Source organism: Actinosynnema sp. CA-299493, from assembly GCF_050946825.1.
In the GTDB taxonomy this organism is placed as follows: domain Bacteria; phylum Actinomycetota; class Actinomycetes; order Mycobacteriales; family Pseudonocardiaceae; genus Actinosynnema.
Window position 1 is genome coordinate 5,725,614 of sequence record NZ_CP191993.1, and the last position, 13,600, is coordinate 5,739,213.

The 13,600-nt window shown below is 73.5% G+C and carries 11 protein-coding genes; 3 read left to right on the forward strand and 8 right to left on the reverse strand.

The window, feature by feature from the left end; translation table 11 throughout:
- Positions 1-82 precede the first annotated feature (82 nt).
- The 3 genes from ACQPYE_RS23915 (at position 83) to ACQPYE_RS23925 (ending at position 5,868) form a co-directional block, all read left to right on the forward strand.
- Positions 83-4,504, forward strand: coding sequence for an nSTAND1 domain-containing NTPase (locus tag ACQPYE_RS23915; RefSeq protein WP_498714618.1), 4,422 nt, complete (start codon positions 83-85; stop codon positions 4,502-4,504).
- Positions 4,505-4,508: 4 nt separating this feature from the next.
- Positions 4,509-5,351, forward strand: coding sequence for a hypothetical protein (locus tag ACQPYE_RS23920; protein WP_498714619.1), 843 nt, complete (start codon positions 4,509-4,511; stop codon positions 5,349-5,351).
- A 106-nt stretch (positions 5,352-5,457) separates the two neighbouring features.
- Entirely contained in the window at positions 5,458-5,868 is a 411-nt protein-coding gene (locus tag ACQPYE_RS23925; RefSeq protein WP_498714620.1) for a hypothetical protein, read from the forward strand.
- A gap of 199 nt (positions 5,869-6,067) precedes the next feature.
- On the opposite strand, the gene ACQPYE_RS23930 is transcribed toward ACQPYE_RS23925, so the two are convergent.
- The 8 genes from ACQPYE_RS23930 to ACQPYE_RS23965 all read right to left on the reverse strand — a co-directional run bounded on the left by ACQPYE_RS23930 (position 6,068) and on the right by ACQPYE_RS23965 (position 13,432).
- Positions 6,068-6,613, reverse strand: a complete 546-nt coding sequence (locus tag ACQPYE_RS23930; RefSeq protein WP_498714621.1) for a DUF5655 domain-containing protein — start codon at positions 6,611-6,613, stop codon at positions 6,068-6,070.
- Positions 6,614-6,622: 9 nt separating this feature from the next.
- Positions 6,623-7,588 (reverse strand): VWA domain-containing protein, encoded by a 966-nt coding sequence (locus ACQPYE_RS23935; protein ID WP_498714622.1) that lies wholly within the window; start codon positions 7,586-7,588, stop codon positions 6,623-6,625.
- On the reverse strand, positions 7,588-8,469 hold the full coding sequence (locus ACQPYE_RS23940) for a DUF58 domain-containing protein (protein WP_498722973.1): 882 nt from the start codon (positions 8,467-8,469) through the stop codon (positions 7,588-7,590). Before ACQPYE_RS23940 ends, ACQPYE_RS23935 begins: the two co-directional genes overlap by 1 nt.
- 65 nt (positions 8,470-8,534) lie before the next feature.
- Positions 8,535-9,566, reverse strand: coding sequence for an AAA family ATPase (locus ACQPYE_RS23945; protein ID WP_498714623.1), 1,032 nt, complete (start codon positions 9,564-9,566; stop codon positions 8,535-8,537).
- 158 nt (positions 9,567-9,724) lie between these two features.
- Entirely contained in the window at positions 9,725-10,261 is a 537-nt protein-coding gene (gene mobA / locus ACQPYE_RS23950; protein ID WP_498714624.1) for a molybdenum cofactor guanylyltransferase, read from the reverse strand.
- A 16-nt stretch (positions 10,262-10,277) separates the two neighbouring features.
- The gene (locus ACQPYE_RS23955) at positions 10,278-11,027 is read right to left on the reverse strand and encodes an MHYT domain-containing protein (RefSeq protein ID WP_498714625.1); all 750 of its coding nucleotides are present in this window, start codon (positions 11,025-11,027) and stop codon (positions 10,278-10,280) included.
- A 189-nt stretch (positions 11,028-11,216) separates the two neighbouring features.
- Positions 11,217-12,644: a sensor domain-containing diguanylate cyclase gene (locus tag ACQPYE_RS23960; protein ID WP_498714626.1), complete on the reverse strand. Its 1,428-nt coding sequence runs from the start codon at positions 12,642-12,644 to the stop codon at positions 11,217-11,219.
- Complete coding sequence (locus ACQPYE_RS23965) at positions 12,641-13,432, reverse strand: alpha/beta fold hydrolase (protein ID WP_498714627.1); 792 nt, start codon at positions 13,430-13,432, stop codon at positions 12,641-12,643. Before ACQPYE_RS23965 ends, ACQPYE_RS23960 begins: the two co-directional genes overlap by 4 nt.
- Between the last annotated feature and the right edge of the window lie 168 nt (positions 13,433-13,600).

Genomic DNA, 13,600 nt, shown 5'->3' on the forward strand with positions numbered 1-13,600 from the left:
GCCCGCGGCGCCTCACCCGCTCGCCCGGTGGAACGGCGGACCCGGCCCAGTAAGGTTTGGGCGGGCGAGACGAGGGGGCGCTATGGGGGCGCGGTCAGGCTTAGCGGACTTCGGGCGGTACGAGATCCGCGAGCTGCTCGGGCAGGGCGGCATGGGTGTCGTCCACCGCGCCTACGACACCGTCCACGACCGGGTCGTCGCGCTGAAGCGCCTGTCCGCCGCCGCCACCGACCACGAGTACCGGGTCCGGTTCCAGCGCGAGTCGCGCATCGCCGCCGCGCTCAGCCACCCGAACGTCATCCCGGTCAACGACTTCGGCGAGGTCGACGGCCACCTGTTCCTGGACATGGCGCTGGTCGACGGCACCGACCTGCGGCGCGCCCTGGGCGGTGGCGAGGTCGACCCGGTCCGGGCGCTGAAGATCCTCCGCCAGGTCGCCTCCGCCGTGGACGCGGCCAACGAGCGCGGCCTGGTCCACCGGGACGTGAAGCCGTCCAACATCCTGATCGCCGCCGACGACCACGCCTACCTGGCCGACTTCGGCATCGCCCGGGAGACCTCGCCCGAGGCCACCGCCCTGACCCGGTCGGGCGACCTGATCGGCTCCTGGGACTACATGGCGCCGGAACGACTGTCGGGCGGCGAGGTCGACGGCCGGTCGGACCAGTACTCCTTGGCGTGCGTGCTGTTCGAGTGCCTGACCGGCCGCCTGCCGCACCCGGCCGGCGACCCGGCCGCGAAGGTCGCCGCGCACCTCCTGCAGCCACCACCCGCCCCCTCGGTGTTCAGCCCGACCGTGAGCCCCGGCTTGGACGCCGTGGTGCTGCGCGGCCTGGCGAAGGACCCGGCGCGGCGGTTCGAGTCGGCGACGGCGCTGATCGCGGCGGCGGAGGCGGCGGCGTTCGACGGTGACACCGAGCACGCCGCCCGACCGACGTCGCCGGGCCCGGGTGAGGACCAGGGCCGGCTGGTGCGCGCGATCCTGCGCTCCGCCAACCGGCCGCGCCCGTCGCGCCCGCAGCCGCCGGCCACCCCGTACCCGGGCCTGAGCGGGTTCGAGCGGGCCGACGCGGACCTGTTCCACGGCCGCTCGCACGTCGTCACCGAGCTCCTAGTCCGGCTGGCCGAGCAGGTCCGCGGCGGTGAGCCGGTGGTGCTGGTCGGCGCGTCGGGAGCGGGCAAGTCGTCCGTGCTCAAGGCCGGCCTGCTGCCCGCGCTGGCCGGTGACGGCGACGAGACGTGGCCGCAGGTGGTGCTGACGCCGGGCGTGGACCCGGTCGGCAACCTGGCCGCCGCGATGGCCGCGCGCACGGCGACCGGCACGGCGACCAGCGCGGCGGAGTGGGCGCGGCTGATCCGGGAGTCGCCCGGCCGGTTCGGCGAGTGGTGCGCGGGCGCGACGCGGCCGGTGATCGTGGTCGACCAGTTCGAGGAGGTGTTCAACGCGCCCGAGGCGGACCGGTTGGCGTTCGTCGGCGCGTTGACCGCCGCCCGGCCCGCGCTGGTCGTGCTGGCCGTCCGGGCGGACCTGGTCGACCGGTGCATCGAGCTGGCACCGCTGCGCCCCGCGCTGGCCGCGCCCGTGCTGCTCGGCCCGCTGGACGCGACCGGGCTGCGGCAGGCGATCGTCAGCCCGGCCAAGGACTTCGGCGTCGACGTGGAGCCGGGTCTGCCGGAGCGGATGATCGCGGACCTGGGCGTGCGCGGCGAGATCGGTTACGACCCCGGCGCGTTGCCCCGGTTGGCGCACGCGCTGCGCGAGTCGTGGCTGCACCGCGACGGCCCGGTGCTGACGCTGGCCGCCTACCGCCGCGCGGGAGGCATCGACGGCGCGGTGTCGCGCACCGCCGAGGAGATCCACTCGGCGCTGGACCCGGTGGGGCGGCAGGCGTTGCGGGCGATCCTGCTGCGGCTGGTCGCGGTGCTCGACGACGGCGCGGTGGTGCGGCGGCGGGTGGACCCGCGCGAGTTCGCCGCGCAGCGGCACGTGCTGGACCGGTTGATCGCGGCACGGCTGGTGACCGTGGACGGCTCGGGCGCGCGGCTGAGCCACGAGGCGTTGTTCACCGCGTGGCCGAGGCTGCGGGACTGGATCGAGGAGGACCGCGCGGGCCTGGTGCAGCACCGCCGGTTCACCGACTCGGTCCGGGTGTGGGCCGAGTCCGGGCGGCACGACGACGACCTGTACCGGGGCGTGCGGCTGGCGTCGCTGACCGCGTGGCTGGAGTCGGCGCGGGACCGGGTGCGGTTGCCACCGGTCGAGCAGGACTTCCTGGCCCGGTCGACGGCGGCCGAGCACGCCGGCCAGGTGGCGGCACGGCGGCGCACGAACCGGTTGCGCGGCTTGGTCGTGGCGTTGAGCCTGCTGCTGGTGGTGGCGTCGGTGGCGGTCGTCGTGGCGACCCTGTCGCGGCAGTCCGCGCAGGCCGAGCGGGACCGGGCGGACAACGGGCGGCAGCAGAACCTGTCCCGGCAGTTGGCGGCCGAGTCGGCGCTGGCCAGGGCGGTGGACCCCCGGCGGGCGGCGCTGGCGGCGTTCGGCGCGTGGCAGGCCGGCCCGACCGTGGAGGGGCGCAGCGCGCTGCTGGGCGCGATCACCGACGCCTACCGCGGCCGGATGACCGGGCACGTCGGCGCGATCAACGGGCTCGCGATCAGCGGTGACGGGAAGGTCGCGGCGTCCGGCGGACGGGACGGCACGCTGCGGCTGTGGGACGTGCCCGCGCGCCGCGAGCTGGCCGTGCTGGACGACGAGGGCAAGTGGTACCGGACGGTGGCGATGAGCACCGACGGCCGGCTGCTGGCCTCCGCCGACCCGCTGGCGAACAAGGTAGAGCTGTGGGACGTGGCCGCGCGCAAGCGGGTCTTCACCGTGCCGGAGAGGGCGGTGGACACGGCGCTCTCGCCGGACGGCGGCACGCTCGTCGCCTACACCGACCGCGGTGTGGTGGTCTGGGAGACGACCGGGTTCACCGAGCGGGCCGTGTTCGTCGCGGCGCCGTCGATCCGGATGGCGTTCACGCCCGACCCGGGCCTGATCGCGTTGACCAGCGGCAACGACGTGGTGGTGCACCGCGTGGGCGACGGCGCGGTGGTCGCGACGCTGACCGGGCACACCGGCGAGGTGAACTCGCTGGCGTTCGCGCCCGACGGCGGGCTGCTGGCGAGCACGGGCATGGACGCGACGGTCCGGTTGTGGGACGTCGGGACGTGGACCGCGCGCAAGGTGATCACCGCGGCCGAGGTGGGGCTGAGCTCGGTCGCGTTCACGCCGTCCGGCAAGGCGGTGGTGGCGGGTGCGGTCGGCGCGAGCGTCTACTCGTGGGACATCGCGACCGGTGAGGCGCTGACCCAGTTCGCCGCGGGCTCGGTGACCACGTTCGGCGTGGCGATGTCCGCCGACGGCCACACGCTGCTCAGCGCCGACTCCACCGGGGTGCTCACCGTGTGGTCCTACGAGCGGTTCACGCTCGGCCCGCGTGACGCGGTCGTGCTCGGCGCGGCGTTCCAGCCCGGCGGTGACCTGCTCGCCACCACCAGCGGCAACGGCGTGGTGCGGCTGTGGGACCACCGGAACTCGCGGTTGGTCCGGGAGATGGCAGGCCACGGCGACAGCGCCTACGACGTCGCGTTCAGCCCGGACGGCGGCGAGCTGGTCACGGTGGGCAAGGACGGGCTGCTCGTGGTGTGGAAGGCGGAGACCGGCGCGGAGGTGCGCCGGTTCTCCCGGCCGGGCACGGAGTTCACCGCGGTGCGGGTCAGCCCGGACGGCAGGACGATCGCCGTCGCGGGCCGCAAGCCGACCGGGTCGGAGGAGGAGCGCGACGAGCTGCTCCTGTTCGACGCCGCCGACCTGCGCCTGGTGAGCCGGCGGCCGACGGCCCAGGAACCGCGCAACACACCCGTCAACGGGGTGGAGCCCAACTACCCGACCGGCGTCTCGTTCAGCCCGGACGGCCGCACGCTCGCCGTGGCGTTGTCGGGCGGTCGGATCGGGTTGTGGGACCTGGCGGACCTCGGTTCGGAGTGGACGATCCTGCCCGGTCACGAGAGCATCGCGCTCGACGTGGAGTTCAGCCCGGACGGCGCGGTGCTCGCCACCGGCGGCGGCGACCGGCTGGTGCGGCTGTGGCGGGTCAAGGACGGCGTCGAGGTCGGCACGCTCACCGGCAACGACGCGCCGGTGCGGCGGGTGGCGTGGAGCCCGGACGGCCGGACGTTGGCCACCGCGAGCCAGGACACCGTGCTGCGGCTGTGGGAGGTCGACGGGGCGCGGCAGCTGGCGCGGCTGGACCGGCACGGCGGCGAGCTGAACGACCTGGCGTTCGACGCCGGCGGTGAGCGGGTCGCGTCGGTGGGCGCCGATGGCGCCGTCCGGCTCTGGGACCTCGCGCCGGACCGCGCCGTCGAGGTGCTGTGCGGGGCGCTCGACCGCGATTCGCTGGCCGAGGAGTGGCGGGCGCTCGGACCGGACCGGGGCGATCCGCCCGGTTGCCCGGAGTAGCGCCGTGCCGAGGGTGGTGGTGCGTGGCGCGGGCCTGGCTTCGGTGGTGCTGGGGCCGGGCGAGTCGCTGCTGTTCGGGCGTGCGCCGCACGGTGTCGTGGGTCCGGCCCGCCCGGGGCGGGTGGTGGTGACGCTGCCGGACTGCGCGCCGCACGTGTCGCGGCTCGTCGGCGAGTTGGCGGTGGGCGCGGACGTGGTGTCGTTGACGTGGCTCGGCGCGGGTGAGGCGCAGCTGTCCAGCCTGTTCGACGCGCCGGGTGGCGCGCGCCGGGTGATCCTGACCCGGTCGGCGTCGGCGTTGCTGGACGTCGGCGAGAACCAGCTGGTGCTGCTGCTGGGCCGCAACGGTCCCGGCGACGGGTTCGCCGACCTGCTGATCACCCTCGACGTGGAGCACGTGCCGTCGACGTCGGAGGTGGCGTTCGGCGCGGGCGGCGAGGACACGCGGACCGGTCCGGGGCTGGTGCGGGGCGGTCGGGACTGGTTCGTCGCGCTGGCGCTGTGCGAGCCGTGGCTGGTCGGCGCGGACGACTACCCGAGGCCGCCGTCGAACCGGGAGGTCTTCGAACGCGTCCGCGAGTGGCACGGCTACACCTGGAACCTGCACCGGGCGCAGCGGGTGGACGACGCGATCCGGGCGATCTCGGCGATCGCGTTCGGCGCGACGGACGACCCGTTCGCGGCCCCGCACGAGGGCCGGTTGCAGAACACCCGGTTCGCCGTGGCCCGCCGTGCCGCCGAGGTCCGCCTGGTGACCGCCGCCGACCTCGCCGAGGTGGAGCGGACGGCCAGGAACCGGAAACTTCCACCCCCGCCGTCCTCGCCGGGCCACCAGCCCGCTCCGTAGCGTCCTGGGTCAGGGCGCCGGATGGGTCGCCCCACTCCTCACGGCACACGACCGGTTCCGCCACGCGGCTCCCGGGTCCGCGCCGTACCCGGGAAGGACGACAGCCATGGTGCAGCACGATTCCGCCAACTCGCCCGACATCACCCGCCTCGCCGAGCCGCGCGTCAGGAAGGGCGGCGGCATCGTCGTGCTGCTGGTGCTGATGACCCTGGCCAACGCGCTCGTGCTGGTCCTCGGGGTGGTGGGCTGGGTGGACGAGGTCGACCACGGCGCCGAGTGGGGCGACGACTCGTTGCGGCTCGTCGTGCTGCTGACCGCGGTGAGCCTGGTCGCCGTCGTCGGGCTGGTCGGCGCCTGGTTCACCCGCAAGTGGGGTCCTCGGCTGTACGTGCTGACGTCCGGGTTCAGCCTGCTGTTCGGCCTGCTCGTCTCGGGAGGCGCCGGCTTCTCGCCGCTGAACCTCGTCGGCCTCGGCCTCGCCGTCGGTCTGTGGCTGCACGCCGAGGCCAAGTGGTAACCCTCCCGACCGCGAGAGTCCTACGTCCAGAACGCGAGAGTCCTACGTTCAGAACACGCGTGTCCTACGTTCGGAACACCCGAGTTGAACGCTCAGCACGTGCCCGGCTGTCCTGAGCGTTGAATTCGGGTGTTCTGAACGTAGGACACGCGTGACGCGAACGTAGGACTCTCGCGGCGTGAAGGTAGGACTCTCGCGGTCAGGGTTTGGCGGTGTAGGCCTGGCGCAGGCGGGCCAGGGTGTCGTCGTCGATGTCGTCGGCGCTGCTGATGCCGATCAGCAGGGTGGTGTCACTGCCCGGGGAGCCGGCCAGGCGCAGCCCCAGGTCGACGCGGGCACGGGTGGTCGCCTTCACGGCCGCGAACGTCCGGCGCGGCGACACCAGCGCCACGTGCGTCCTGTGCGCCCGAACGCTCATCGGACCCAGCAACGCCGCCTCGGCCAGCAGCCGGTCGAGGATCGGGCGCAGCTCGGGCCGGTCGGCGTACTGGGCGTCCACCAGGGCGTCCGACGACGCGCTGAGCAGGTCCGGGTAGCCGAACCGCTCCATCACCAGCAGCATCTGCGGATACCCGGTCACGCCCTGGTCACGCAGCCAGAGCCGCAGGTCGCACTCGTTGTCGAGACCGGACGACAGGACCCGCCGGTTCCACTCGGGCACGCCCTCGCCGGTGCCGCGGCGCAGCAGCGCCACGGACCAGTCGACCATCTCCCGCCAGTTCTCCGCCACCGCCACGGACGACATCCTGCCGCCTCACGGCAGACGTTGCCCGAAGAGCAGCGCGCCCGCCACGGCGATCATCCCCAGCACGGTGCCCAGCATCACCCACGGCCGCGACGCGTCGGCCTGCTTCTTCTCGTACCCGATCTGCTCGCCCAGCGTGTCGTACACCCGCCGCAGCTCCTCGGCGCTCGCGGCCTTGAAGAACTCGCCGCCGGACAGCTTCGCGATCTCCTTCATCGAGTCGTCGTCCACCGGCACCTCCTGCCGCCGCCCCTCGATCTCGACCACACCCTCCTCGGTGCCGAACGAGATCGTGGAGATCGGGACGCCCGCCTTCTTCGCGTCCTCAGCCGCGTCGAACGCGTCACGCGTGCCGACCGTCTCCTTGCCGTCCGTCATCAGCACGACCCGGGCGGGCGGTGGCCCGTCCGCGCCGCCGACGACCTTGCCGAACGAGTCGATCGCCGCCAGCGCGGCCACGATCGCGTCACCGGTCGCGGTCGACTGGGCCAGCTTCAGCCCGTCGATGCTCTGCGTGACCGCCGCGCGGTCGGTGGTCGGCGCGACCAGCACGGTGGCCGAACCGGCGAACGAGATCAGCCCCAGGTTGATGCCCGGGGTGAGCCCGTCGGCGAACGACTTGGCGGCCACCTGCGCGGCGTCCAACCGGGACGGCTGCACGTCGGTGGCCTTCATCGACAGCGACGTGTCGATCACCAGCATCACGGTCGCGCGGTTGCGTGGCACCTTCTGCTCGGCGGTCGGCCCGGCCAGCGCCACGGTCAGCGCGATGAACGCGACCATCAGCAACGCCGGCGGCACGTGCTTGTACCAGCCCTGCCGCTTGGGCGCGACCTTCTCCAGCATCGACAGGTTGGCGAACCGCAGCGTCCGCTTGCGCATCACGCGTTGCAGCACGACGTAGAACGCGGCGAGCGCCACCACGCCCACGATCAGCAGGAACCACCACGGCGCGGTGAAACCCGACAGGCTCATCAGGCCACCCCTCCCGACCAGCGGCGCTTGCGCGCGACGACGAACCGCACGATGTCGGCGATCCAGTCCGAGTCGGTGCGCAGCACCAGGTGGCCCGCGCCGGCGCGGCGCAGCCCGGCGGCCACCTCGGCGCGGTGCTCGGCAGCGGCGGCGGCGAACTCCCGGCGCAGCAGCGGCGACGCGACGACCTCGCGCTGCCTGCCCGACTCCGGGTCGGCCAGCACGACCCTGCCCACCTCGGGCAGGTCGATGTCACGCGGGTCGATCACCTCGATGGCCACCAGGTCGTGCCGGGCGGACAACGCGCGCAGCGGGCGCTGCCACTCCGTGCCGCCGAGGAAGTCCGACATCACCACGACCAGGCCGCGCCGCCGCGGCGGGCGACGCAGTTGCTCGACCACGTCGGCCAGCGAGCCGCGGGTGCCCTCGGGAGCGCGCGGCGTCTCGGCGACCTTGCGGATCAGGCCGCGCGAGTGCGCCAGGCCGCCGCGCGCGGGCACCCGGACGAGGTCCTCGCCGGTGGAGACCAGCGCGCCGATCCGGTTGCCGCCGCCGCGGGTCAGGTGCGCCACCGCGGCCGTCGCGGCGACCACCAGGTCGCGCTTCTCGCACGCCGCCGTGCCGAAGTCGAGGCTCGGCGACAGGTCGATCGCGAGCCACGTCTCCAGCTCGCGGTCGGCGACGGTCTCGCGGATGTGCGGCACGGTCGTGCGCGCGGTGACCGCCCAGTCCATCCGCCGCACGTCGTCGCCGGGCTGGTAGGGCCGCGCCTCGCCGGGTTCGGAACCCGGTCCGGGCACGAGCCCCAGGTGGTTGCCCTGGAGCAGGCCGTCGAGCCGGCGGCGGACCTCCAGTTCGAGCGTGCGCAGCGCCGCTTCCATCCGGCCGCCGTGCAGCACCGGCGGCGCCCAGTTGGGCCGGTCGACGCCCTGCGGGTTCGCCTCGGTCACGGCCTGCCCGCGGGCTGCGGCGTCTGCGGACGTGCGGAGACCTGCGGCAGCGGCACGGTCTGGAGCACGCGGGTGATGATGTGGTCCAGCGGCACGCCGTCGGCCAGCGCGTCGTAGGACAGCACCAGGCGGTGGCGCAGCACGTCCGGCACCACGTCCACGACGTCCTGCGGCAGCACGTAGTCACGGCCGCGCACCAGCGCGAGGGCGCGGGCGGCGGCGATGATGCCGAGGCTGGCGCGCGGCGAGGCGCCGTAGGCGACCCACCCGGCCACGTCGGTGAGCTGGTGCTCCTTGGGCGCGCGGGTCGCGATGACCAGCCGGACCACGTAGTCGACCAGCGCGTGGTGCACGAAGACCCGGGAGGCCACGCCCTGGAGGCGGACCAGCTCGTCCGGGCCGAGCACCTGGCTGGGCACCGGCGGCTCGACGCCCATCCGGTAGACGATCTCCCGCTCCTCCTCGGCCGTCGGGTACTCGACCTGGATCTTGAACAGGAACCGGTCGCGCTGCGCCTCGGGCAGGGGGTAGACGCCCTCGTTCTCGATCGGGTTCTGGGTGGCCAGGACCAGGAACGGGGTGGGCATCGGGAACGTCTTGCCGCCGATGGACACGTGCCGCTCGGCCATCACCTCGAGCATCGCCGACTGCACCTTGGCGGGCGCGCGGTTGATCTCGTCGGCGAGGACGAAGTTGGCGACCACGGGGCCGAGCTCGACGTCGAAGGTCTCGCTGCCCTGGCGGTAGATGCGGGTGCCGAGGATGTCGGCGGGCACCAGGTCGGGGGTGAACTGGACGCGGGAGAACGAGCCGCCGACCACGCCGGCGAACGTCTCGACGGCCAGCGTCTTGGCCACGCCGGGCACGCCCTCCAGCAGCAGGTGGCCCTTGGCCAGCAAGCCGACGAGCATCCGCTCGACCAACCGGTCCTGACCGACGATCACCCGCTTGACCTCGAACACGGTGCGTTCGAGCAACTGGGCGTCACGAGCCGGCGTGTTGGGAGCCTCGGCGGCGGGCTCGGACAAAGGTCCTCCTCGACAGGGTTGTACGACGGTGGCCCAGTCTTCCCTGCCGACGGTATGGCTCTTGTGAAGGGGGTCCACCCCGGAATCGGGCCGCGATGCAGCTCACGCCCATCCCACCCGATCTTGGTCACGCGTCGCGGTGCGAGATCGGTCACCCGTCACGGTGCGAGGTCGGCGGGGGTGTCCACGTCCCGAGCTTCACCCGGTCGGGCGGTGACGGGGACCGGGTCCAGCGGCCCGAGGACCGAGCGCGCGGAGACGTCGCGAGGGTCGGCGGGCACGGCTCGGCGCAGCGCCCCGGTGCGCCACGCGCCGGTGAGCCACTGCGACCGCCCCCCGTCGTCCACGAGGACCGCGCCGGTGTCGCCGACGGCCGCGAGCAGCCGGTCCACCGTGGACCGGGTGATGCCCGGCTGGTCCACCGCGAGCACCACCACCAGGTCGGTCTCGACGTGCGCGAGCCCGGCGGCCAGCCCCGCGACCGGTCCGCCGCCGGGCGGGTCCTCCCGCGCCCACGTCACGCCGGGCACGTCGTCCTTGCGCGGACCTACCACGACGGTCCGCGCGGCGAGCGCGACCGCGTCCAGCACGTGGTCGAGCAGCGTGCGGCCGCGGACCACGACCGACGCCTTGTCCACGCCGCCGAGCCTGCTGCCCCGACCACCCGCGAGGACCACCGCCGTCCAGGACGTCACGGGCCAACGGTAACCGCTAGACGGGCTCGCCCAGCGCGTCGTCGTCGGAGGTGAAGAGCATCCACAGCAACGCCGCCACCACCAGGGCGCTGGTCACGAACACCGGGAACACCAGGTCGAACGCGGACGTGCCCTGCGGCGACGGGATCGTCGGGTTGGTCGTGACCCGCACGGCGGCCATGCCGGTGTAGTGCATGCCGGTGACCGCCACACCCATGATCAGCCCGGCCGCGATCCGCGCCGCCGCCGTCTTCACGACCAGGGTGAACCAGAACGCCGCGGTCGCCGCGACCACCGCGATCACGAACGACAGCGCGACGAGCGTCCGGTCGTAGGAGATCTCGCCGCGGAACCGGATGGCGGACATGCCCAGGTAGTGCATGCCGGCCACGCCGAGCCCGGCCAGGGTGCCCGCGACGAGCAGCCGCATCTTGGTGAACCGGACGAGCGTGACCAGCGACAACCCGACCCCGACCACCCCGATCGCCACCACGGCGGACAACGCGGTCAGCGGCACGGAGTACTTGATCGAGGCGTCGGGCACGTCGAAGCCGAGCATGGCGATGAAGTGCATGAGCCAGATGGCGATGCCGCCGATGGCGAACGCGCCGAACACGGTCCAGCGCGTCTTGAGGGCACGGCTCGGCTCCGCTTGGGCGCGCGCCATGCAGGCGAGGCCGATGAGCGAGCCGATCACCGAGACGATGTAGGCGAGCACGAGGGTGGAGAGGCCGTCGGAGAAGTGCTGCATCGAGTCGTGGTCCACGCCTCTTACTAACTCACCGTGACCACGTTCACCAGAACGGCCCAGGTGAATTCATTGATTCGCAATGCAACTGGCCAATTTCTCTACTCAGCGTAGTCACATGTTACGCCGAACAGCCGACACCCAGCGCCGTGCGGGTGAGAACCGCACGGTCCGCTCCCACCGCCGTGCGGGTGAGGGCGGCGCGGCTCACGCGCCGGCCAGGCGGCCGACCACGCGGTTGCGGCCCGCGTCCTTGGCCTCCAGCACCGCGACGCTGGCCTCCTCCACCGCGTCGGTGACGGACGCGCCCGGCACGACCTCCACCGCGCCGATCGACACCGTCACCAGGCCGCCGGTGTTGCCCCGGTGCTCCAGCCCGAGTCGTTCCACCGCCTGCCTGATCCGCTCGCCCGACGCCAGCGCGCCGTCCAGCCGCGTGCCCGGCAGCAGCACGGTGAACTCCTCGCCCCCGTACCGGTACGCGCGATCACCCGCACGGGTGGTGCGGTCGATGGCCTCGGCGACCTCGCGCAGCGTCTCGTGCCCGGCCAGGTAGCGGTAGAGCGTGTTGTAGCTGTGGAAGCGGTCGATGTCGACCAGCAGCAGGCTGTACGGCTCGCCGGCGCGGTTGCGGCGGGCGTGGTCGGCGTCGAACGTCGCCGGGTTCGGCAGGCCCGTGCGCTGGTCGATGGTCGCCGCCTCGGCCAGCGCCCGGTTCTCCGCGTGCAACTCCTCCAGCCGTTCGGCGAGCCGGTCGACCTGGTGCTTGCGCGCCAGCGCCCAGTCCTCCAGGTCCTGGTCGTAGACGGCGACGCCGACCGGGCCGATCGTCTTCGCCCGGTACATCGCCAGGTCCGCCTGGTGCAGCAGGTCCTCCGCGCCGTGACCGGGCCGGACGAACGTGATGCCCGCCGACACCGACACCCGGATCACGCCCTCGTCCAACGTCACCGGCGTGCCGATGACGGCCAGGATCTCCTGCGCCGCGGCGATCGCCTGCTGCTCGTCCAGCTCGTCGAGCAGCACGGCGAACTCGTCGCCGCCGAGCCTGGCCGCCGTGCCGCGCCCGGCCACCACCGCGGCCAGCCGGGACGCGACCAGGCGCAGCACGTGGTCGCCCGCCGCGTGCCCGTGGCAGTCGTTGACGTCCTTGAACTGGTCGAGGTCGAGGAACACCAGCACCGGGCCCGGCGTGCCGCGCACGGCCTGCTCCAGGCGCGGCAGGAAGCCGGTGCGGTTCGCCAGGCCCGTGAGCGCGTCGGTGTTGAGCCTGCTGCCCAGCTCGTCGGCCGTCTCCGCCCAGCCCGTGACGTCGAGCGCGACCACCACCAGGCCGCGCACGTCCGGGTCCTCGCTCAGGTCGCGGGCGATCAGGTCGACCCGCCGGTGCACGGAACCCTCCACCGGCACCGCGCACGTCAACCGCGACGCGCCTGCGCGCCCCGCCGCCTGGAGGAACGTGCCGACCGCCGCCGCGTCGCCGTTCGCCACGAGGTCGGGCAGCAGGCCGGACGCGGCGCCGAACAACCGCCGGGCGGCCGGGGACGCCCACCGGACGCCCAGGTCACCCGGGTCCACCACCAGCACCGCGGCGTCGGCCCGGTCGAGCACCGCCTGGTGGAAGCCGCCGTTCATCGCGACGCGCTGAGGAACCGCAGCAGGGCGCGGTCGAACTCGTCCGGCCGGTCCAGGTTCACCAGGTGGGCGGCGCCCTCGACGACGACCTTCTCCGCCCGCGGCGCGGCGTCGAGCACGAGGTCGGCCACCACGTGGATGTCCGACGAGTCGAGGTCTCCGACCACCACGAGCGTCCGCGCGGTGAGCTCGCGCAGGCGGTCCACCGCGTGCACCTCGTTCCCCGTGATCGTGAACGCGCCGCTCGACACGGCGCGGACGGTGAGCACGCGGCACAGTTCCCGCACCGCCGGGTCCACCTCGTCCGGTGACCGGTGCGGACCGTCGACCCACATCCGCAGCACGCGCTCCGCGACCTCGGCCACCGTGGTCGACGTCCGCAGCCGCGCGAACTGGTCCACGATGAACGGGTCCTCGAACTCCATCCCGCTCACGCCCGGCCCGACCAGCACCAGGCCCGCCACCCGGTCCGGGTGGGTGACCGCGAAGTCGATCGCGGTGCGGGCGCCGAGCGACAGGCCGACCAGCGTCGGCCGGTCGAGCCCGAGCCCGTCCAGCAAGTCCCTCAGGTCTTCGTGGTGCGCGTACGGGCCGGTCACCGGCGACGACTCGCCGTGGCCCCTCGCGTCGTACCGGACCACGGTGTGGTCCCGCGCCAGCAGGTCGAACTGGCGGTCCCACACCGCCACCCCGAGCCCGCCCGCGTGCAGCAGCACGACCGGCGGCCCCTCGCCACGTCTGTGATAGGTCAATTCGCCGTCGTCGAGAATCAATCGGCCGGCCGTCATGGTCCCCCCTGGACTTGACTTCCTCCCTCAGACCACCGACGCTACCGAACCCACGCCTCGCATTCAGGTGATCACCCGCATTTTCCGCAATTCCAGGGCTTGCTTTGCGCGATCGTGTCGAATTGGGGTTCATATCCACCCGTAGTCCACTGTGGACGAACCAGGCGG